Origin of the sequence: uncultured Hyphomicrobium sp., from assembly GCF_902826555.1 — a bacterium.
Lineage (GTDB): Bacteria > Pseudomonadota > Alphaproteobacteria > Rhizobiales > Hyphomicrobiaceae > Hyphomicrobium_C.
In genome coordinates this window covers 1-20,469 of record NZ_CADEFI010000027.1, presented here as the reverse complement: position 1 = coordinate 20,469, position 20,469 = coordinate 1, and the positions used below count along the sequence as shown (strand labels likewise).

General features: G+C 64.6%; 18 protein-coding genes, 1 tRNA gene and 1 other RNA gene. 9 read left to right on the top strand and 11 right to left on the bottom strand.

Translation table 11 applies throughout. The features are described 5' to 3' along the window. Positions 1–402: 402 nt before the first annotated feature. Both QZV93_RS12070 and QZV93_RS12065 read left to right on the top strand, forming a co-directional pair. The gene (locus tag QZV93_RS12070) at positions 403–1,326 is read left to right on the top strand and encodes an alpha/beta hydrolase (protein ID WP_295558773.1); all 924 of its coding nucleotides are present in this window, start codon (positions 403–405) and stop codon (positions 1,324–1,326) included. A 93-nt stretch (positions 1,327–1,419) separates the two neighbouring features. Then, on the top strand, positions 1,420–1,830 hold the full coding sequence (locus QZV93_RS12065) for a diacylglycerol kinase (protein ID WP_295558772.1): 411 nt from the start codon (positions 1,420–1,422) through the stop codon (positions 1,828–1,830). Between the two features lie 91 nt (positions 1,831–1,921). On the opposite strand, the gene QZV93_RS12060 is transcribed toward QZV93_RS12065, so the two are convergent. The 7 genes from QZV93_RS12060 to QZV93_RS12030 all read right to left on the bottom strand — a co-directional run bounded on the left by QZV93_RS12060 (position 1,922) and on the right by QZV93_RS12030 (position 7,638). Beyond that, positions 1,922–2,218 (bottom strand): hypothetical protein, encoded by a 297-nt coding sequence (locus tag QZV93_RS12060; RefSeq protein WP_295558770.1) that lies wholly within the window; start codon positions 2,216–2,218, stop codon positions 1,922–1,924. A 108-nt stretch (positions 2,219–2,326) separates the two neighbouring features. Further along, complete coding sequence (locus tag QZV93_RS12055) at positions 2,327–2,590, bottom strand: hypothetical protein (protein WP_295558768.1); 264 nt, start codon at positions 2,588–2,590, stop codon at positions 2,327–2,329. Between the two features lie 158 nt (positions 2,591–2,748). Then, positions 2,749–3,148: RNase P RNA component class A (gene rnpB, locus QZV93_RS12050), an RNA gene on the bottom strand. Positions 3,149–3,257: 109 nt separating this feature from the next. Further along, positions 3,258–4,370 (bottom strand): OpgC domain-containing protein, encoded by a 1,113-nt coding sequence (opgC, locus tag QZV93_RS12045; RefSeq protein ID WP_295558766.1) that lies wholly within the window; start codon positions 4,368–4,370, stop codon positions 3,258–3,260. A 209-nt stretch (positions 4,371–4,579) separates the two neighbouring features. Next, positions 4,580–5,938 carry a glycerate kinase gene (locus QZV93_RS12040; protein WP_295558765.1) on the bottom strand — a complete coding sequence of 453 codons (1,359 nt, stop codon included), beginning with the start codon at positions 5,936–5,938 and terminating at the stop codon, positions 4,580–4,582. A gap of 189 nt (positions 5,939–6,127) precedes the next feature. Beyond that, positions 6,128–6,913, bottom strand: a complete 786-nt coding sequence (locus tag QZV93_RS12035) for an N-acetylmuramoyl-L-alanine amidase (protein WP_295558763.1) — start codon at positions 6,911–6,913, stop codon at positions 6,128–6,130. After that, positions 6,910–7,638: a TerB family tellurite resistance protein gene (locus tag QZV93_RS12030; protein ID WP_295558762.1), complete on the bottom strand. Its 729-nt coding sequence runs from the start codon at positions 7,636–7,638 to the stop codon at positions 6,910–6,912. The genes QZV93_RS12035 and QZV93_RS12030 overlap by 4 nt, the downstream gene beginning before the upstream one ends. Positions 7,639–7,754: 116 nt before the next feature. On the opposite strand from QZV93_RS12030, the gene QZV93_RS12025 reads away from it, so the two are divergent. Next, on the top strand, positions 7,755–11,369 hold the full coding sequence (locus tag QZV93_RS12025) for a hydantoinase B/oxoprolinase family protein (RefSeq protein ID WP_295558760.1): 3,615 nt from the start codon (positions 7,755–7,757) through the stop codon (positions 11,367–11,369). Positions 11,370–11,394: 25 nt separating this feature from the next. Here the strand turns inward: QZV93_RS12025 and QZV93_RS12020 are convergent, their stop codons facing one another. Further along, positions 11,395–11,967 (bottom strand): methyltransferase domain-containing protein, encoded by a 573-nt coding sequence (locus QZV93_RS12020; RefSeq protein ID WP_295558758.1) that lies wholly within the window; start codon positions 11,965–11,967, stop codon positions 11,395–11,397. Between the two features lie 206 nt (positions 11,968–12,173). Here QZV93_RS12020 and QZV93_RS12015 point away from each other — a divergent pair, with 206 nt between their 5' ends. Continuing rightward, positions 12,174–13,010: a pentapeptide repeat-containing protein gene (locus tag QZV93_RS12015; protein ID WP_295558756.1), complete on the top strand. Its 837-nt coding sequence runs from the start codon at positions 12,174–12,176 to the stop codon at positions 13,008–13,010. A 6-nt stretch (positions 13,011–13,016) separates the two neighbouring features. On the opposite strand, the gene QZV93_RS12010 is transcribed toward QZV93_RS12015, so the two are convergent. Then, positions 13,017–13,811: a HAMP domain-containing sensor histidine kinase gene (locus QZV93_RS12010; protein WP_295558755.1), complete on the bottom strand. Its 795-nt coding sequence runs from the start codon at positions 13,809–13,811 to the stop codon at positions 13,017–13,019. 225 nt (positions 13,812–14,036) lie between these two features. After that, the gene (locus QZV93_RS12005) at positions 14,037–14,504 is read right to left on the bottom strand and encodes a DUF2852 domain-containing protein (protein WP_295558754.1); all 468 of its coding nucleotides are present in this window, start codon (positions 14,502–14,504) and stop codon (positions 14,037–14,039) included. A gap of 224 nt (positions 14,505–14,728) precedes the next feature. Between QZV93_RS12005 and QZV93_RS12000 the strand changes: the two genes are divergently transcribed. Both QZV93_RS12000 and QZV93_RS11995 read left to right on the top strand, forming a co-directional pair. Beyond that, complete coding sequence (locus QZV93_RS12000) at positions 14,729–15,283, top strand: acyloxyacyl hydrolase (protein WP_295558752.1); 555 nt, start codon at positions 14,729–14,731, stop codon at positions 15,281–15,283. Between the two features lie 147 nt (positions 15,284–15,430). Further along, entirely contained in the window at positions 15,431–16,438 is a 1,008-nt protein-coding gene (locus tag QZV93_RS11995; protein WP_295558751.1) for a tetratricopeptide repeat protein, read from the top strand. Between the two features lie 50 nt (positions 16,439–16,488). Here the strand turns inward: QZV93_RS11995 and QZV93_RS11990 are convergent, their stop codons facing one another. Further along, a complete protein-coding gene (locus QZV93_RS11990) occupies positions 16,489–18,678 on the bottom strand; it encodes a bifunctional diguanylate cyclase/phosphodiesterase (protein WP_295558749.1) in 2,190 nt (729 codons plus the stop codon). Between the two features lie 273 nt (positions 18,679–18,951). Between QZV93_RS11990 and QZV93_RS11985 the strand changes: the two genes are divergently transcribed. The 3 genes from QZV93_RS11985 to QZV93_RS11975 all read left to right on the top strand — a co-directional run bounded on the left by QZV93_RS11985 (position 18,952) and on the right by QZV93_RS11975 (position 20,431). Continuing rightward, entirely contained in the window at positions 18,952–19,482 is a 531-nt protein-coding gene (locus QZV93_RS11985; protein WP_295558747.1) for a thioredoxin family protein, read from the top strand. A 34-nt stretch (positions 19,483–19,516) separates the two neighbouring features. Beyond that, the gene (locus QZV93_RS11980; protein WP_295558745.1) at positions 19,517–20,257 is read left to right on the top strand and encodes a ceramidase domain-containing protein; all 741 of its coding nucleotides are present in this window, start codon (positions 19,517–19,519) and stop codon (positions 20,255–20,257) included. Between the two features lie 87 nt (positions 20,258–20,344). Then, positions 20,345–20,431 (top strand) — tRNA-Leu (locus QZV93_RS11975). The last annotated feature ends 38 nt before the right edge of the window (positions 20,432–20,469 follow it).

Sequence of the window (20,469 nt, the reverse complement as noted above, 5' to 3'; positions counted from 1 at the left end):
CGCTCTTCAACGCCACAAGACTGCTTCCGGAACGCTTCGCAGGACTTTCAAAAACGAAGACGGGCCCCGACGGGCCCCGCCGTCTACCTCCGCACCCGGCTGGGCCGTGGCGGTCGCTCGTGCTTCGGCCCTCTCTCGAAGCAGGCGCCACGACCACGGGCCCTTGCCCGGTGCGGTCGGGCTTATATGGGATGCCATGGTTCGATATGGGCGTCAATGGATCGTTAAGGAATACACAGGTTAGAAAACCCCAATTTCTGGGCTTTGATCTGCATCCGAAACCCGCAGCCGTGCCCTTCCTCCGGCCCGTTTGGCGCCTGATATTGGGTGCGAGAGCGGGAGGGACGGCGGGTGAGGAACGATCGACGGTGGCGACGGGCAGCGTTGGCCGGAATAGGCCTCGTGAGCCTGTTCGCGCCAGCGGCTGGCGACGCGGCCCCTCCGGCTTCGGAGGCCTCCACGGTCGAGGAACGCGCCGGCGCCTTGCCCGGCGTTCGCATTGCCGTCGGGGCGCCCGGTCGCCAGCCCGTGAACCTTTATTTCGAGGAGCATGGCCAGGGACCGCCACTCCTGCTGCTGCATGGCCTCGGCGAAAGTATCTTCACCTGGCGCGAGATTCTGCCGGCGCTCGCCGCGCGCCATCGCGTCATTGCCCTCGACCTCAAGGGCTTCGGTCACTCTGAAAAGCCCGACGATGGCGCCTACTCCGCCGACGATCAGGCTGACCTCGTCGCCCGCTTCATCGTCAAGCAGGACCTCAAGGACCTTATCGTCGTCGGCCATTCGTTCGGCGGCACCGTCGCGCTCCGCACGGCGCTTGCCGAAGGCATCAAAGGAACGGGGCGCATTCGGCGCATTGTCGTGATCAGTGCTCCCGCGCTTCCCGCCGCGACGGCGAGATACCTCGATCTCGTTCTGACGCCGCTGATCCCGGACACCGTTGCGGCCGTCGTTCCGCCGAAGAATGTCGCGCGGTTCCTGCTCAAGGAGGCCATGGGCGGACGCGAGCCGAGCGACGAGATCGTGGACGGCTATGCCCAGCCTTACCGTAATCTCGACGCGACACGGGCCTTCCTCGCCACGGCGCGATCCATCGTCAACGAGCGCGACACCGACGCGATCGTCAAACGCTATCGGGAGTTGAGAGAGCCCGTGCTCGTGGTCTGGTGCCGCAAGGACCCGATCGTCTCGTTGCGCTCTGGCCGCAAGCTCGCGGCCGCACTGCCCCGAGGGCGCCTCGCCGTGCTCGAGAAGTGTCATCACCTGCCGCAGCACGAGCGCCCGAAGGTGCTCCTCAGCGTGCTCGGCGCTTTCCTCGATCGATAGTTGCGCGGAGCGGCTTGAGCAACCGCGAGTGATCGACTACCAGTCGCGATTGTCATCAACGTGATGAGGAGCGCGGGCGACCGCGAAAAAGCCATGGCCGATATCCGCTGCATCTGCGCCATAGGGTTGAGCGGCCAGATGGGGCTCAAGGGCGAGCTGCCGTGGGAAGGCGATCCTCGGCCCGAGTTCCGCGCCGATGTGGAGCGCTTCTTCGACATCACGCGCGGCCACGTCCTGATCGCAGGCCCGAAGACCATCGGTGCCGTACCGGACTTCGCCGCCAAGGAGATGACGCTGCGCATCGCGCGCTCACACGAGAATCCCGAGGATGTGCTCGCGGAGTTCGCCGATCGCGTGGTCTTCATCGGCGGCGGACCTCCGCTTTGGGACGTCTACGCGAAGTACATCATGCACTGGGACATCACGCGGCTGCCCTATGACGGCCCGGCCGACCGCTGGTTCGATCCCAAGTGGCTGCTGACCGGCAAGGGCCGCCCGCTCTGATCCAAAGGCAAAACCAAAAAAAGACGCCGCCCCTTCGAGAAGGAGCGGCGCGCTTGTCGTGGTGAAAGCGGTGCCCGGCAATCAGCGGCGATCAATCGTCGTCATCGTCGTCGCACTCGATCTTTTCCTTATAGCGCCCGTGACGCCATTTGCGCTCCACCTCGCAGTTGGAACCGTAGTACTCGGGCCCCTCGTCGAAGTAGGCCCCGTAAGGAATGTAGACCTCATAGGCCGGTGCGCGATACGCGGGCACAGCGTAATACGAGCGATACTCGCCGCGCCATTGGCGTGAATAATACTCGTCGTCGTCGTCATACCGGTCCCAGCCGGCGAGGGCGGGCGCAGCGGACGCGGCGAGCAGGGCCAGGCCAGTCACGATGCGTTTCATGAGACGAAGCTCCTCTGATAGGGCTGAGCCTGGTGCCGATGAGACGGCCCGCCGTTCAGGTTGTCAAATGCGCGGCGGACTTATGGTGCATGGCCGGAGAATCCTCGGTCAGTCCCGCGGACCGCGGCACTTGATGCGCTCGTAGTAGTCGCCGTCGGTTTCCCACTCGCGCGTGATCTTGCAAGGGCCGTCGCGGAACTCCTCTTTCACGTCGCGGCCCATCGGGCCGTAGTGGGCGGAGATGCGGTCGTAGAGGCTCGGGCCGGCCTGATGCGGCGGCGGCACGGGATCTTCCGAGAAGCTGTCGTCGCGGGCGAGCAGCGGCGTTGCACCAAGCACCAGCGCAGCAGCGAGCGGGAGCATCATCTTCATCTCAGGACTCCTTCTTTCAGGGACGGAATTTGGGGGATTAACGCGCAGCGCGGCGGAAGGTTTTCCCCGGCTGGCGTCACCCGAAAAATGCAAGCTAGCCCAACACTAAGGCGGGTTTGTATCGGAGAAAAGATGAGGCAAAAGGTGGCAGAGGAGAAAGTGTCAGCCGGCCTATAAGCCGGGTTCTGTCGTGGACGGCCATTCATCTGGGACGCCCATTGCTGGGCGCCTCGAGCAACCAACCCGGGTGGCGGGCTTGAAGACGCGCCTCGTGCCGGGTTTCCCCGCACGCGGCCACCCCTATTTGGTCTTGCTCCGGGTGGGGTTTGCCGTGCCGCTCCTGTTACCAGTCGCGCGGTGCGCTCTTACCGCACCGTTTCACCCTTACCGCGACGAGCGAGCCCGTCGGGCGGTTTGTTTTCTGTGGCACTTTCCCTGGGGTCACCCCCGGCGGCCGTTAGCCGTCACCCTGTCTCCATGGAGCCCGGACTTTCCTCCACCGGATCTCTTGATAGGCCATAACGCCCGAGCGCCGGCAGCGGCCGTCCGGCCAGCTGACAGTGGCCACATAAGGATGTGATTGCACGTCGCGTCAAGGGCAACGGCGAAAAACGATGAAGACCATGATCCAAAGCGTGAATCATCCGTCTCACGAAAAAGACCATGACTACGCCGTGTCGGGAGCGTGTCTCGGCTCGTGGTCGAGCATGTAGGCCGTGAGCGCGAGCAGACCCGTGCCGCCGACATCGAGCGCAATCTCCACCAGCCAGCTGTCGTGTGTGCAGGCGAAGAACACGCGGGCGACGAGCGACAAAAGGCTGCCGACGCAGAAGACGGCGAGCGAATGCCGTCCCATTCGCGTCGCGAGCTGCGTGACGGGATGCGTGAGCCAGCCGGCATCCCTTGGCACGTAGCGTGCGATGAGGAAGACCCAAGCCAACGTATTGGCGAAGCGCCATGGCGTCTGCCGGTCGACCGACGAGTTGAGAAGCGGCAGGGTTTCGATATTGCAGTAGTCTATCGGCACGCCGTAGCGCCGCCAGGGTGCGGACATGAAGAATGCGACGCAGAGATACAGAACGCACACGAGAGGAAGCCACGGGACTTCGAGTATCGGCGCCGGTCGCTGGCTCGCGAGGCCGAGGCAGATGCCGACAGTGAAGACAAACTGCCACGAAAGAGGATTGAAATACCAACCGGCGTCAGACCTCGTGCTCGAGAAATTCAGGCCGTAGAATTCGGCGAACGCCCACAGCGCGATCGATGCGGCGAGCGCCAGGGCCCAGTGCACGCGCGCCAGAAGCAGAATGGGTATGGCCATGAGCAGCAGCGCCACGTAGAGCGGTAGGATGTCGAAATAGGGCGGCTGGTATTCGAGCGTCGTCGCCATTGCGATGGCGTCACGAGGAGAAAGTCCGGCCCACACCGGGCCCGATATCGTGGAGAAAAGATCGAGCGGCGCGTCGCGCCCGGCCTGCACGAGCACGATGAGACCGAGCAGCAGCACCAGGATGTGGGCAAAATAGATTGTGAAGATGCGCCGCAGAACCGGCCCCAGGACAGCCTTCAATCCGGAGACGTCGAGCCGGCGCGCATAAGCGAGCGCGAATGAGGTTCCCGCCAAGAGAACGAAAACATCGGCGGCATTCGTGTAGCCGAAGTTTCTAAGCGTGAGATGCGAAAGACGATCGAAGGGAATGTGATCAATATAAATGAAGACGAGTGCCAACCCGCGCAGCAGGTCGATTCTCAAATCCCTTTTGAGGGCATTCGTTTGCATGTGCTGCGAGTCTCGGCCGTCCCATCGGCCAATCTCGCAAGGGGTCTTTGGCCCCGCAACGCAAAGACACCGGCCAAGTTAACGCCCGGCGTGCCTGGATAGAAAACGGATACGCGCCGCCCAAACGCCCATCCCGGCCCGCTTTCTCAAAATTCAGCATTAGGATCAAAAGGATGCCGGCGCCGTTATGAATGGCGCCGGCTCGCTGTTTAGCTTGTGGCGGGGGCTTGGCGCCCGCGACGGCGCTGGCTGAGCTCGACCGCGGCTCGGGTAAGCCCCTGCACGCGCTTGGCGCGCAGGAAGCGTTTGACGGGCTTGTTACGCTTTGCCATCGGCTGCGTCAGCACGGGAGCCGCGCCATTGACGTAAGCCGGCGCGGATGCGCTCGGAGCGGACGCCGATTGCGTCGCCGTCGTGCCCGCCGCCATGCGCTGCCCCATGACGATGAGGCGCGCCACGCGCTCGGCTGCGTCTTGCAGATACTGGCGCGATTTCTTGATGGCAACGTCGAGCGGCATGGCGTTCGGCGTCGCACTTTCGATCGCATCGATGCCGTGCTGGAACACGCCGTTCGCATCGTCGGCCAGGCCGCCGCCGATGGCGACGACCGGTACGCCATGGCGGTGCGCCGAAGCGGCCACGCCCGAAGGCGTCTTTCCGAATGCGGTCTGGAAATCGACGCGGCCCTCGCCGGTCAGCGCCAGCGAAGCGCCTTTCATGTACGCATCGAGTTGCGTCGCCTCGACGACCAGCTCGACGCCGCGCTTCATGACGGCATTGGTGAAGGCCAGCAGTCCGGCCCCCATGCCGCCGCCCGCGCCTGCGCCCGACCGGTCGGCGACGTCGACTTGGAGATCGCGTTTGATGACGGCGGCGAGGTGACCGAGATTGTGGTCGAGCTTCAGCACCATCTCCGGTGTCGCGCCTTTTTGGGGTCCATAGACGAACGAAGCCCCCTTGTCGCCGGTCAGCGGGTTGGTCACGTCGCATGCGACGCTGATCTTCACGCGCGCCAGCCCGGGGTTCACCCACCGGCTGTCGATGGCGTAGACCTCATCGAGACGCCCGCCGCCGAGCGGCTCCGTGATGGGCGCGCCGTCCTTGTCGATGAAGCGCACGCCGAGCGCCTGCGCGAAGCCCACGCCGCCGTCGTTCGTGGCCGATCCGCCGAGTCCGATGATGATCTCCTCGACGCCGCGATTGATGGCGTCGGCGACCAGCTCGCCGGTGCCGAATGTGGTGGCACGCAGGGGGTCGCGCTCGGCTTTCGGCACCAGCGGCAATCCTGACGCTTCGGCCATCTCGATCACCGCCGTGCGACCGTCGCCGAGCAGGCCGTACGAGGCGAGCACCTTCTGCCCCAGGGGGCCCGTCACCGCGCACTTGACGATACGCCCGCCGGTTGCGTCGACGAGCGACTGCACCGTGCCCTCGCCGCCGTCCGCCATGGGAACCTTGATGTACTCCGCGTTGGGCCACACGCGCCGCAGCCCCGTCTCGAGCTCGCTCGCCACCTCGAGGGAGGTGAGGTTCTCCTTGAAGGAGTCCGGGGCGATGACGATCTTCATGAGGCGTTTCCCCTAGGTTCTTTATGGTTTGGCTGCTCGATTTTATTTTTCGAGTAGGCACGTCCCACAATGCAACAAACTGCCGCTGCGAGGCCAGAGCGAGCGGCCGCGGCAGGGCAGGCATCCGGGAGTGTACGAGAGAGCCACAGTCTAAGCCGTTTACATCGCGATTTTAATTGTCACGATTAATCACGCGATCCGGTCATCTTTGAGACTTGGAACCCCGAGCCGCGACAGCGTGTCCAGGGTCGAGCGGTCGAGCTGTCCGTCGCAGCGCTCCTGCCGGAAGTGGAGCTGGAACGCCCGCAGGACGGTCTGCAGCTCGGGATCGAGGGCACCCTTGGGATCGACCTTGTAGCCGTAGGCGGCAAGCAGCGCCCGGGCCCGGTCCACGTCGCGTTGGCGACTGCCGGGCGGGATGTCCTCGTCGCCGTCCTCGATCGGGGCTGGTGCAACCCAATGGCCCACCCCTTCCCCGGCCAGCCAAGCCCAGTCGAACTTCTCGCCGGGATCGATCTTCCGCCCCGGCGCCACGTCCGAGTGGGCAAGCACCCGATGGGGGGCGATCCCATGCCGTCGCGTGATGTCGCGGGAGAGCGCGGCGACGGCCCGCATCTGGACGGGGGGGAAATCGGGGTAGCCCAGCATGTGCCCCGGGTTCTGGATCTCGATGCCGATCGAGGCCGAGTTGATATCCGTCTCGCCGCCCCAGTAGGAGACGCCGGCATGCCACGCGCGCGTATCCTCGGCGACCATCTGGATGATGCGCCCATCTTCGTCGATCACATAGTGACACGAGACCTTGCAGTCTGGCCGCGACAGCACGTCGAGCGCCCGCTCGACCGTCGGCAGCCCTGTGTAGTGCAGGATCAGAATGGACGGCGTATATCCCGCTTTCCGCGGCTCGATGTTCGGCGAGGGATGGAGATCCGCGACCAGGAGCGTGTCCGGGCGGATGATGGGATCGGGGCTCACACGCGCTCTCCCGCGACCCGCTTTTCTAAATCGATCGCTTCGTAGGCCGCATTGATCGCGGCGAGCTTCACGGTCGCGGCTTTGACCAACGCAGTCCGTGCGCCGCGCGCGATCAGCCGGTCGGGATGAAACCGCTGCACCAGCTCCAGGTAGCGCGACCGGATCTGCTGATGTGAGGCCGAGCGTTCGAGGCCGAGCACATCGTAGGGGTCGTCCATGTCGCGCACGAACGGCGCGCGGATGCGCTTGAACTCGTCGCATGAGATGCCGAATGCGCGTCCGACCGTCCTCAGGAACTCCTCCTCCGCCGGATGCAGGATCCCGTCGGCGCAGGCGATCGTCAACAGACACTCGAGCACGTTGACCTTGAGCTCGGGCTCATCCTTGAGCATTCGCGCGATGCTTTCGGCGTAGAGCTCGAACCCGGCCGTGTCCTGGCTCGCGAGGCGATAGAGATTGCGGATGCGCGGCACCTCGTCCGGCGTCGGCTCGAAGAAGCGCTCGAACGTCTGGCACTCCGCGATGACGGCAACGCCGTCCGCCTTTGCCATTTTCGCGGCAAGCGCAACCACGGCCGCCGAGAAGGCCGCGGTCTGATGAGCGGGTTTCGGTCTTACGAGCTTTCCGAGCGCCGGCCACCAGCGCTCGATGAGGTCCGCAAGCCTGGCGCGCAGACGTTTGTCCCGCGCCGGCTCGATGAAACTGGAGATGCAATCGAGAGGCATGGAGAACCCATACCCAAATCCGCGCCGATGATGAAGGACATGGACTAAATTTCATGATCCGCAATTGACGCAGGCAGCGCCCGCCGATAGCCAACCAGCATCGAGGAGGACGGACGATGGCTGAGGCGGGCGGGGGTTGGCAGTTCTGGATCGACCGCGGCGGCACGTTCACCGACATCGTCGCCGTTTCGCCGGATGGCCGCTTGACGGCCTTGAAGCTGTTGTCCGAGGCTCCTGGCCTCTACAACGATGCCGCCATCGCCGGCATCCGCCGCGTCCTGGGGCTGACGCCCGGCGCGCCGATCCCGGCAGAACGCATCCGCTGCGTCAAGATCGGCACCACGGTCGCGACCAACGCGCTCCTGGAACGCAAGGGCGAGCCGACCGTGCTCGTCATCTCGGAGGGGCTCGAGGATCAGCTTGAGATCGGCACCCAGGCGCGTCCCGACATTTTCGCCCGTCGTGTCGTGAAGCCCGACGTGCTGTATCGCCGCGTCATCGGCGCTCACGAGCGCGTGCGTGCCGACGGCACCATCGAGAGGCCGCTGGATGTCGAGAAGCTGGCCGCCGATTTTGCTACCGCCCGTCGCGATGGCTTCGACGCCGTCGCTATCGTCTTCATGCACGCCTACGCCTTTCCCGATCACGAGCGTCGGGCCGCGGCGCTTGCGCGCGAGGCGGGCTTTACGCAGGTTTCTGCCAGCCACGAGGTCGCGCCGCTCATCAAGATCGTGCCGCGCGGCGACACCACCGTCGCCGACGCCTATCTCTCCCCCGTTCTGCGCCGGTATACCGACGGCGTCGCGCGCGCATTCGCCGGAGATCTCGAGACGAGCCTCATGTTCATGGCCTCGTCCGGCGGCCTCAAGACGCGCGCGCACTTCCACGGCCGCGACGCTATCCTTTCAGGCCCCGCCGGAGGCGTCGTCGGAATGGCCGAGACGGCACAGCGGGCAGGATTCACGCGCGTCATCGGTTTCGACATGGGCGGCACCTCGACCGACGTCGCTCACTTTGCCGGAGACTACGAGCGCACCTTCGAGACCGAGGTTGCGGGCGTCCGTCTACGCGTGCCGATGCTGCGCATTCACACCGTCGCCGCGGGCGGCGGCTCGATCCTTTCCTACAGCGGCGGACGACTGCAAGTCGGACCCGAAAGCGCCGGCTCCGATCCCGGCCCCATGTGCTATCGCCGTGGCGGCCCGCTCACCGTCACCGACGCCAACGTGGTGCTCGGCAAGCTCGATCCCGCATTCCTGCCCCAGGTTTTCGGCCCGAACGGCACAGAGCCCATCGACGCCGGCGCGCCGCGAGCCGCTTTCGCGGAGCTAGCAGCGAGCATTGGCGACGGACGCACGGCGGAGGAGGTGGCAGACGGCGCCATCCGCATCGCCGTCGAGAACATGGCCAAGGCGGTGAAAAGGATCTCCGTCGAGCGAGGCTACGACGTCTCGGGCTACGCGCTCAACGGCTTCGGCTCCGCCGCCGGCCAGCACGTTTGCCGGATGGCGGACACGCTCGGCATGCGCCAGGCTCTGATACATCCGCTATCCGGCGTGCTGTCCGCCTACGGCATCGGCCTCTCGTCCGTCCGCGCCAGCCGCGAGCGCTCGCTGGAGATGCCGCTCGACGATTTTGGCGTCGCGGCTGCCGAAGCGCTTGTCGACGCCATGCGCCGGGAAGCCGCGGACGAGCTCGTCGCCGAGGGCGCATCGCCCGGCACGCTCCGCACGACCGCGCGGCTTCACCTCAGATACGAGGCGACCGAAGTCGCACTTCCCGTCCCGCTTTCTCATCTTGAAGAGATGAAGCGCGCCTTCGAGGAGGCGCACGCGCAGCACTTCGGCTTCGTGTCGCCCGAGAGGCGGATCTTCATCGCGCTTGTCGAGGTCGAGGCGGAAAGCGCCGATGAGGTTCCCGGCATCGCGCACGAGCCCGATCCGGAACGGATGGCCGCAACGCCGGCGTCCCGCACCCGCTTCTATTCGCAAGGCGCCTGGCACGAAGCGTCGGTGTGGGGACGCGACGCGCTCGCCGCGGGCGAGCCCATCGCCGGGCCGGCCATCGTCATCGAAGCCAACCAGACCGTTGTCGTCGAGCCCGGCTGGTCGGCAGAGAAAACCGCGCTCGGCGATCTCCTGCTGACGCGCACCACCACAAAAGAGCGTGAGAAGGTCGGTGTCGACGCCGATCCCGTCCTCCTCGAGGTGTTCGGCAATCTCTTCATGGGGATCGCCGAGGAGATGGGCGAAGCACTCCGCGCCACGGCGCAATCTGTCAACATCAAGGAGCGCCTCGATTTCTCCTGCGCCATCTTCGACGGCAACGGCGAGCTCGTGGCCAACGCTCCGCACGTCCCGGTACATCTCGGCAGCATGGAGAGCGCGGTCGAGACCGTGATCCGCGAGCGGGGCGCCGGCCTCGCGCCGGGTGACGTCTACATGCTGAACGCACCCTATGCGGGCGGAACGCATCTTCCGGACATCACCGTCGTGACGCCCGTCTTCCTCGACGGCGGGACCAGGCCGCACTTCTACGTCGCTAGCCGCGGCCACCACGCCGACATTGGCGGAACCGCGCCCGGCTCCATGAGCCCCGACGCCACCGCCATCGAGGAGGAGGGCGTCTACATCGACTGCGTCCCGCTCGTGAAGGACAGCCGCTTCCTCGAACGCGAGACGCTGGCTCTGCTGACGGGCGCGCGCTATCCGGCACGCAACCCCGCGCAGAACATCGCCGATCTCAAGGCCCAGGTCGCCGCCAACGCCCGCGGCCGCACCGAGCTGTTGCGCCTCGTCGCGGAGTTCGGCCTCGATGGGGTCGCGAGCTACATGGCGCACGTGCAGGCGAACGCCGAGGAGGCTGTGCGTCGGCTCATCGGCGGATTGAACGACGGGCATTTCCGCGTCGAGACCGACGGCGGCTGGGCCATCGAGGTTGCCGTCACCATCGATCGCGCGCGCCGCTCCGCCAAGGTGGATTTCACGGGGACGTCGCCGCAGCAGCCGACCAACGTCAACGCGCCGGCTCCGGTTGCGCGTGCCGCGGTTCTCTATGTCTTCCGCGTTCTGCTCGACGCGCCCATTCCCCTTAATGCCGGCTGTCTGAGGCCCATCGAGATCGTTATTCCGGACGGCTCGATGCTGAAGCCCGCCTATCCCGCTGCCGTCGTCGCCGGCAACGTCGAGACCAGCCAGGTCATCACCAACGCGCTGTTCGCGGCGCTCGGCGTGTTGGGCTCCGCGCAGGGTACGATGAACAATCTGACCTTCGGCAACGAACGCGTGCAGTATTACGAGACCATCTGCTCGGGCGCCCCGGCCGGCTTCGACCGCGACGGCGTGGGCTTCGATGGCGCCGCCGCCGTCCACGTGCACATGACGAACACACGCCTCACCGATCCCGAGGTCCTGGAAAGCCGCTATCCCGTGGTGCTGGAGCGCTTCTCGATCCGCCGCGGCTCGGGCGGCAAGGGCCGCTGGAAAAGCGGCGACGGCACGCTGCGAATCATCCGCTTTCTGGAGCCCATGCGCACGGCCATCCTCTCGGGCTTCCGCCGCGTTCGCCCCTTCGGCTTGCTGGGCGGCGCACCCGGAGAAGCCGGCCGCAATGCCATCCGTCGCCGCGACGGATCGATGGAGGAGCTACAGGGCGCAGCAAGCGCGACGCTGCAAGCCGGTGACGCCGTCATCATTGAGACGCCCACCGGCGGCGGCCTCGGCGAGGAATAGGGCAACCCGCGCATGACGGGTGCTCCTAGTCGGCCGCCGTGACGCCGTTCGTGTCCCTGCGGATGACCCACATATGGATGGCGCGGCCGTCGACGCGTTCGGTCTTGTCCGGCGCCCAGTCGCCCATGCCGAAGCTATAGGAGAGAATGCGCGTGCCGGGCTTGAGCTGCTTCAGCCGCGGCTTGAGCTTTTCGTTGATGGATGTCAGGAGAAACATAGTTATGACTGTTCCGGTGCTGAGGTCCGTTTCGAACAGATCCTGCTCCCGGAACGTCACCTTATGGGCGACGCCCTCACGCTCCGCGTTCGCGCTGGCTTTCGCGACGAGCTCGGCATCGAGATCCACGCCCAGAGCGGTGACGCCGTAGACCTTAGCCGCCGTAATCGGAATTCTGCCGTCGCCCGATCCCAGATTGATCACGACGTCTCCGCTCGTGATCTCCGCCATCTCGAGCATCTTTTCGACCGCAGTTTGCGGTGTCGGAAAATAAAGCACGTCCAGATCGCGAGGCACGGCACTTGAGGTCGGCGCGGCGATGACAGCAGCGATCAGGCTCGCCAGGATGAAGCGGGGTATCTGTGCCCTTGTGTGCAGCATCCGCGCGCCTTTTGAGGTCGATTTCGGTTGCCATGATCGATACTTCGCTTTCCTGACCAGGAGAACCGGGCGAAATCCCCGGGGTGTTATTTCCGACGGACAGCGGACGCCGGCCCAAAAGCCCCTTGAACTCTGCGCCCCGCATGGGAATCATTTAATAGGATATAGAGCCGCGGCTGGCGGGCCCCGGCAAAGACGGATCGGTCATGGCGACTGCTAAAAATTGGCAGATGGGACTGTGTGCGCTGCTGCTCGCGGCGCATCCCGCCGTTGCGGCCGAGGAGATCCACGAGAACGTCTCGCCCGAAGCCGATTTCACCGTCCGTGAGATCACCCAGCAGCTCTTCAAGGCCCAGCCCGGCGAGCGCCTCGACTATGCCGGCCGCGACTTGACCTACCTCGACCTCTCGGGGCTCGACTTCAAGCAGGCGAGCCTCGCCCGTACGGACCTCTATGGTGTTGATTTCACCGGCTCCAATCTCAAAGGCGCCGACATCTCCGGCGCGCGCCTCGACCGCGCCGTGCTGATCCGGACCAACCTGTCGGGCGCCAACCTGCGCGGCACCACGATTTTTCGCCCGACCGTCTATTCGGACATGCACAACAGCTACGCCGACGCGCCAAGCTTCGCCGGAGCCAATCTGACCGGCATCCGCGTCCAGGCCGATCTTTCGGGCGCGAGCTTCCGCGGCGCCGACTTGACCAACGCCGACTTCAGCCCGCTGGAGGCCAAGCCCGGCCAGGGCACGCTGGTCACCTTGGCAAAGAACGTTCTGAAGTCTTGCGATTTTTCGGGAGCGATCCTGCATCGCGCCGATTTTACACGCAGCGTGCTGATGTTCTCGAGCATGGTCGGCGCCGACCTGAGAGACGCCAAGCTCGTCGAGGCCGATCTGTCGAAGGTCGATTTCTCCGGGGCAAATCTCACCGGGGCCGATGTGACGGGCGCCGATTTCGATGGCGCCAATCTCACCGGCGTCAAGGGGCTCGAGACCGCGACCGGCTTCGACAAGGCCCAGAACCTCGACAAAGCCTTTCGGTAGCAGCCGTTAGGACGCCGCCGCGAGTTCGAGTTGGTGCTCGGCCAGCAACGGAAGCCGGGCCGTGAAGCGGGCCCCGCCGAGCGGCGAGGGGCCGACGATGAGTTCGCCGCCGTGCGCAAGCATGATCTGCCGCGCAATGACCAGATCCGCGCAACACCCGATCTGCTGAGAGGGCGGCGTGGTCATGTAGTAGCGCCAGTCGAAGACCTTCGTGCGCTCGCTGCGCGGGATGCCCGGTCCGTCGTCGTCCACGTGGACGACGAGAGCGGACGTGCCGTGATCGCACGAGGCTTGGGCTTGCGCTCCATGAGCGAGCGCGTTCTGGAGCAGGATTTCGAACGCGCGTCCGAGGGCAGGGCGGGCGAGGGTGTGGATCGGCGCCGTTTTCACAACGAGCGTCAGGCGAGGCGAGCGCTGTTTTGCAGCCGCCGCCTGCAGCACCTCGAGGATGTTCGCCGGTTCGAGTTCGCCCGCGGGAGGAGCGGCGCGCGCAAGTTTCAGTGTGTCGTCGAGCATGCCGACGAGATCGTCGACGCCGGGCATCCGATCGGAAGCCGGGCCCGGGCTTGCGGCAAGGCCTGTAGCGGACATTCGAATCCGCGGGCTCCGTCCGCTCGGCCGCGATTTCCCGATCACGATCAGCGCCTCGCCGGCGAGGCATGCGACGACCGAAAGGCAAAGGAACCCGTAGGGCGACAATGGCGATCCCGCATGGGAATCCCCACCCACGGCCGCCAGCGGCGCGAGCAGCAACATTGCCAGAGCCATGATGCAGCCGGCGACGCCGCAGCGCACGAGCATCGAAGAGTCTCCATGACGGGCGCAATGCCGATCATCGTTCACAGCCTATCGGGTAGCGGATGAGAAAATCGTTACACAACAGGCCGGCCTCTCGGGAAACTGTCCCGAAATATTATTTCCCGCCGGTTAAGTGGGATGGGGTGGCGCCTAAGGATCGAAGCCATCCGAAACGCAACGAGGCCAGCCCATGGGGCCGGCCTCGTCCGTGTGGTGTCTGCCCGGGGGTCAGGTCTGCGGCGAGGGCGCGCCCCCGCCGAGCGGGCTGCCGTTGGGGTCTTTTCCTTCCCCTGCCGGCCGGTTTTTCCGGTCGTCCATGAACTGATCGAACTCGGCGCGGTCCTTGGCAAGACGCAGGCGCTCCAGGAACTCGCGGAACTCTCGCTGTTCGTCTTCGAGCCGCTGCAGCGTTGCCTCGCGGTACTCGTCGAAGGCGCGGTTGCCTGACGATGAGAAGCCGCCGCGCCAGACGTCGCCGCCTCCACGCCGCTCCCACTTGTCCGCGAAACGCTGCTGCCAGCGCGCGCGCCGCTCGCCGTATGAGCTGCAACCCCAACCATGTCCCATGCGTCCACTCCAGAGCAAAAAGGCCAGGACGGCCAGTCCCAGCGGCCAAAAGAGAATGAAGCTCACCACCATGAGGCCGAGCCATGCCGGCCGGCCCATCTCGTCGAGCTTGAGAACCATGTCGTGCATGCGGTCAGCCCTCATGTGAATGTTTATCACATTAACATACGTGGCGCATGAGAGGCGCCTCGTCAAGATGCGTGGCCTCTTTTTTCGCTCCCGCCGCACAGGATCGAGCGGGCAAACGGGGCACAGCTGTTGAGAAATAGGAACTCTATACGCCGATGTAAGGAGCGACCCACCGCCGACTGCGCGAACTTGCTGGCGTCTTGGCTTTCGAAAAGTGACCGCTGATGACGCTCTCCGCCAAACTGCTGATGGCCCTGGTCGGACTTCTGGGGCTATTGGCTTTTCAGGATCAGGCGGCTTTGGCCGGAGGCCTGATCGAGGAACTGAAGCTCGGCGTTCTCGACCACGACATGCCCGATCTTTGGAGCGGTTTCCGAGCCGAACCGGTCTCTGCCGCAATCAATGTCGAAGCCCTTTTTTCGCCGTCGGTGGCGCTGTTCGGCGGCGCGCTTCGCCCGGCGGTCGGCGCCTCGATCGACACCGAAGGCGGAACCAGCGACGTCTACCTGGACGCGCGATGGCAGTATGAAACGCCTTCCGGAATTTTCTTCGGCTTGGGGCTCGGGGGCACGGTGCACGACGGCCAGCTCGAGTTGAAGGACGTCGATCGCAAGGCGCTCGGCTCGCGCGTTTTGTTTCACATTCCTCTGGAAATTGGCTGCCGCCTCGACGAGCACAACAGCCTGTCCGCCTACTTCGAGCACATGTCGAACGCCTACACCGTCGATCCGAACGAGGGGCTCGACCGCATCGGCGTGCGCTACGGCTACCGGTTCTAGCCTCCCGAGAATGAAAACGTCGTCTCTTCTCGGCGATTGCCGGCAAGAGACGACGATGCGCGTCGTCCGTTACGGCGGGAACAGACAGGCAGCCGCGTTTGCGCCTAGCTCCGAGCTTCGACCGAGGATGATCCAAGGGAGCGGACCATGTCGCGATCAGCCGGTTTTTCGAAGCATCGCCGTCGTTTTTATTTCGCGTGCGCTATCTGTCTGCTTGCCTCTCCCGCATTGGCCGGCATGACCCAGGACCTCGCCGATTGCACGGCCGCCGACCGCAAGACGAGCGCCGATGCTTGCACGCGCGTTATGAAAAGCGGGCGTCTCCCGAATGAGCAAATTTACATCGGCCATTACAACCGCGGTTGGGCTTACTACCATCAGGGCGCCTACGATCAGGCGCTGGCCGATTTCGACAAGTCGGTGAGCAACAATCCAGCTTACGCAGACACCTATCTGAGCCGGGCGGTCGTCCAGCATGTGCTGGGTGCGCGCGACCAGTCCCTTGCCGATCTCGATCGCTATCTCGAGAAGAAGGGCGACACGGCAGAAGCGCACACGAATCGTGCGCGCATATTCCGTCATCGTGGCGAACTGGACCGCGCCTTCTCGGAGCTTCAGCGTGCCGCAAGCCTCGATCCTGGCGACGCCAAGATCATTACGCAGCGCGCCATCGTGCTCTCCGACTTGGGCGAGGCCGATCCGGCGCGTATGGACGCGGACAAGGCAGCTTCCGCGAATGCCGACGAGCCGGCAGCCTTCTATGCACGAGCCCTCGTCAAATTTCGCGCCGGTGACCTCGACGCGGCCACGGCGGATATCGATGTGGCGCTCAAGCTCAAGGAGAGGCAGGCGACGGCGCATGCCTTGAAGGGCGAGATCGAGGAGAAGAAGGGCGCCAATGACGCCGCCGTCGCGAGCTACCGGCGCTCTCTGGAGATCACGTCGAAATCGCTCGACGCTTATGTTGCACAGGAGAAGGCGCGATCACGCCTCGCCGTGCTCGAAGGTAAACCGCGGCCGGCCGCCGAAGTCGCCGCAGCCGCCGCGGCATCCCGCTCGCCCGCTGCTCAGTCGCCGGCGACGTCCGACTGTCGCCGCTTTATCCCGGAGGCAAAAACGACGGTCGCTGTCGAATGCGAGAACGCGAGCAACTGAATCGCGATGCTGGCGCGCGCGATGGCCATTCCACGGGAGGCGATTGCGCTCTAGGCGGCCTCGGTGCCGGATTTTTCGTTGCGGGGGCCCTTGCTCGCGATCAGCTCGACCATCCGGAGCGCGGAAAGCGGCGGCGACAGAAGATACCCCTGCAGATCGCTGCAGCCGATGCGCGTGAGGAAGTCCAGCTGCTCGCGCGTCTCCACGCCCTCGGCGGTGACCGATACACCAACGGCGTGCGCCATGGTCACGATCGCCTGGACGATGGAGTCTGATTGCTCGATCTTTCCGACATGCCGTACGAACGAACGGTCGATCTTGATGCGGTCGACCTCGAGCTTCATGAGGTAGCTGAGCGACGAATGCCCGGTGCCGAAATCGTCGAGAGAGACCTTGATGCCGGCCGCTCTGAGCGCCTTCAGGTTGCGGCTCGAGGCTTCCGTTCCGGCGAGGAGCGTGCTCTCGGTGATCTCTATCTCCAGCCGTTTCGGGCTCATGCCCGTTTCGGCGAGAAGGTCCAAAACGCGTTGCGCGAACGTTCCATGCCGGAGCTGCATCGCCGAGACATTGACGGAGATCGTCTTGAGATCCCATGCGCCGGCTACCGCGCAGGCACGTCTGAGAACGAGGTCCCCGAGCCGGTCGATCAGTCCGCAATCCTCGGCAAGTCCGATGAACGTGTAGGGTGAGACGGCTCCGGCTCGCGGATGGTTCCACCGCAGCAGCGCCTCTACGCCCGTGAGCGCGGTGCCGCCCACCGAGTAGACGGGCTGGAAAACAACCTCGAGCTCATGCCCGGAATCGAGCGCATGGCGCAGATCGATTTCGAGATCCCGCCGCTGCTGCACTGATTGGCTCATGTGCTCGGTAAAGAATTCGAAGTGTTGCCCGCCGCTCCGCTTTGCCTTGTAGAGGGCGATATCCGCTCTGCGCGCCAGCTCGCTGCGATCGGTTCCGGCTTGAGGCGCCATCGCGATACCGATGCTGAGACCGACGACGGCCTGTCCGCAGCCGACGTCGTGCGGCTTCGAGACGATGTCCACGAGTTCGCGGCAGAGCGCCTCGACCTCGGTTCGGCCCCTGACGTCCCGCATGACGATGGCGAATTCGTCGCCGCCCATGCGCGCCAGCACGTCGCCCGGTCGGAGCGCGGCGCTGAGGTGGCTGGCAAGATTCGAGATCAGCACGTCTCCGGCGGCATGTCCGAGCGTGTCGTTGACCTGCTTGAACCGATCGAGGTCGAGGAACATGAGCGCGAGTTGACCGCGCCCGTTTCTGACGTCGTCGAGGGCGCTGTCCAGCCGGCTGTTGAAATAGGCGCGATTGGGCAGTCCGGTAAGCGCATCGTGGAACGCGAGGTGCTTGGCATGCGCTTCGCTGCTCACGAGTTCGGTGTAGGTTCGCCTGAGGTGCCGTATCAGGAACACGACGGCGATGCCAATTCCGAGGAGACAGGCTCCAAGAACCGGAAGCACTTCCGACAGGATTCGCGTCCCCGGCAGTTTGGGCGTCCAGACGAAGCGGCCGATGCTCGATCCGGCTCGGGATTTGAGCGGATAGGATTGCTCTTTGGGCTTGATGTCGTCGGCACGCGAGAAGCGGACACGGTAGAGGAGATTGGCCTCTGCCAAATCCGCGAGAAAGCTCTCGTCGAGGAAGCGGACGCTCGCGATCAGAAACTCGCTGCCACGTGCTTGCACCACCCCACGCGTGTGGGGCACCAGGGGCATGACGCTGACGATCGCCGGCCGGCCGTCGACGATCCCGAGATCCTGGATACGGGGAATGCGGGTTTCTTCGGCCTCGAAGTGGTCGAGGGCCCCTTCCGCGATATTGTGCCGAAGTTGCACGGCGAGATCTTCGATCACGGGGCTTGGTATGCGATCGGGGTCGGCCACCTTTTCGCCGTCGGCCATCGCGTAGGCGAGCCGGTTTTTCGCATCGAGAATGTTGACGCGGTCGTGTTTGAAGTAGGTGTGCATCCAGACGCCAAGGTTGACGTCCACCCACGTTTCGTTGAAGGCGTCATGGGTATTGACGACCGCCTCGTCCCAGTAGGCTACGCTTTCTTGATCGTACGGGATCTTCTTCTCGGCGTCCTTGAGCGCAAAGGACACGGTCTGAAAGAGCCTGTCCTTTGCAGCTGTATCGGCGCGCGTCGCCGACCACCACACCGCTCCGAGCACGATGAGGGCGGCAAAAGCGATCGTAAGGACGCTCGCCACCGCGAGCGCACGCATTGGCTCGTCAGTGCGCGGCGCCCCGACGCTAAGTGCGGGCTTCGCGGTTTTGAGAACTCGGATAAAGGACACGGCAGGTTCGATTTTTGGTAGCTCCGACCTCCCTTGACCTTAGAACGATTACTATTAAGAAAACCGCGCAACACACGGTTAATGCGAGGTAATGATCTGCGTTATCATGGGAGGGCGCGTGCCGGCCCGCCTCTGGCATCGCCTTGCGTTAGCCGCCAAGAAGCGGGAAAAGAGGCGCGTTGAACCGGGAGACCATGAACGATGCCGACCATGAATTTTTTGCCGCGCGCGTTTGCCGCATTCAGCGTCGCGATGTTCTGGGTGGCGTCCGTTCCGGCCGCGGCGCGCCAGCCCGAGATGGCGGATCTTTGGAACGGGGCGGAGATCGCCTGGCAGGAGGTTGGCCCGGGCATCCGTGAGGCGAACCGTACCGGCAAGCCGGTGGTGATGCTGTTTCATGCCTCCTGGTGCAGCTCCTGCAAGCGCTATCGAGCGGTCTGGAGGGACCCGGGCGTCGTCGCTGCCGCGAAGAGCTTCGTCATGATCCTGGTCGATGTCGACAAGGACCCCGATGCCAACGGCGCCTTCTCCCCCGATGGCACCTACGTCCCTCGCACGATTTTCTACACGGCCGAAGGCGACGTCATGAACGACGTGCGCGGCAAGGACCCCGAATACCCCCATACCATAGATCTCGACGATCCGACCGAGCTGCGATCACTGATGCGGAAGGCGGCAGGCATGACGACGGCTCCACCCGCTGCTGATCCCGACCGGCGTGCCGAGAACTGAGGGCGGGAGAAGGGACTTTCCGGGACAAAGCACGATGGATCTCGGCGCAAAGATCTACATGTACTGCGAGCGCGGCCAGGATCCGGCATTCTGGGCCGAGCCGCTCAACGCCGTGAGCAACACTGCATTTCTTATTGCAGCTCTTGTGGCAGCCTACGACTACCGGTCTCAGCCCCGGGAGAGTCGGAAGCCCGCCGTCGCGCTGCTGATCGGGCTCACGTCCGTGATCGGCATCGGCAGCTTCCTGTTTCACACCTACGCCACGCAATGGGCCGCACTGGCCGACCGCATTCCCATCGCTGTGTTCATGGTGGCCTATTTTGCGTTCGTGCTGCGCCAGCTCCTGGGGCTCAATTGGATCGTTGTGATCCTCGGATTGGGGGCGTTCTACGTCTCGGTCAGATATGCGGGTGGCATCCAGTGCCAGTATGGCGAGCTGTTGCCGATCACGGCCCGTGCCGGCGCCCGGTGCTTCAACGGCACCGTGGGCTATCTCCCGGCCTTCCTGGCCCTGCTCGGGTCCGCGGCCGCGCTTGCGTTTCACCCGGCTGGCCGCGCCATCGCGCTCGCCTCAGCGGTATTTTTCGTCTCCATGACCTTCCGCACGCTCGATCTCGAGCTGTGCGAGCTGAGCCGTTTCGGCGGACATCTGAGCGGAAGCCACTTCGTGTGGCACATCCTCAATGGGCTGACGCTCTATATCCTCTTACGCGCGGCGGTCCGGCACGGCGACGCGAGCCCCGCCAGAAAGGAGCCCGGGGTTTTACAAGTCTGAGGGCGTCGTAACGCACCATCTTGAGCCGTCGCGCGCGCCAGCGCATAAAGGCCCGCCCGGCGCCAACACCGAATCTGAATCGATCCTGCGGACGTGGTGGAACTGGTAGACACACAGGACTTAAAATCCTGAGACGGCAACGTCGTGTGGGTTCGAGTCCCACCGTCCGCACCAACTGTTTTTGTAGACCCGAGGCGGCTCAGGTCGTGAAT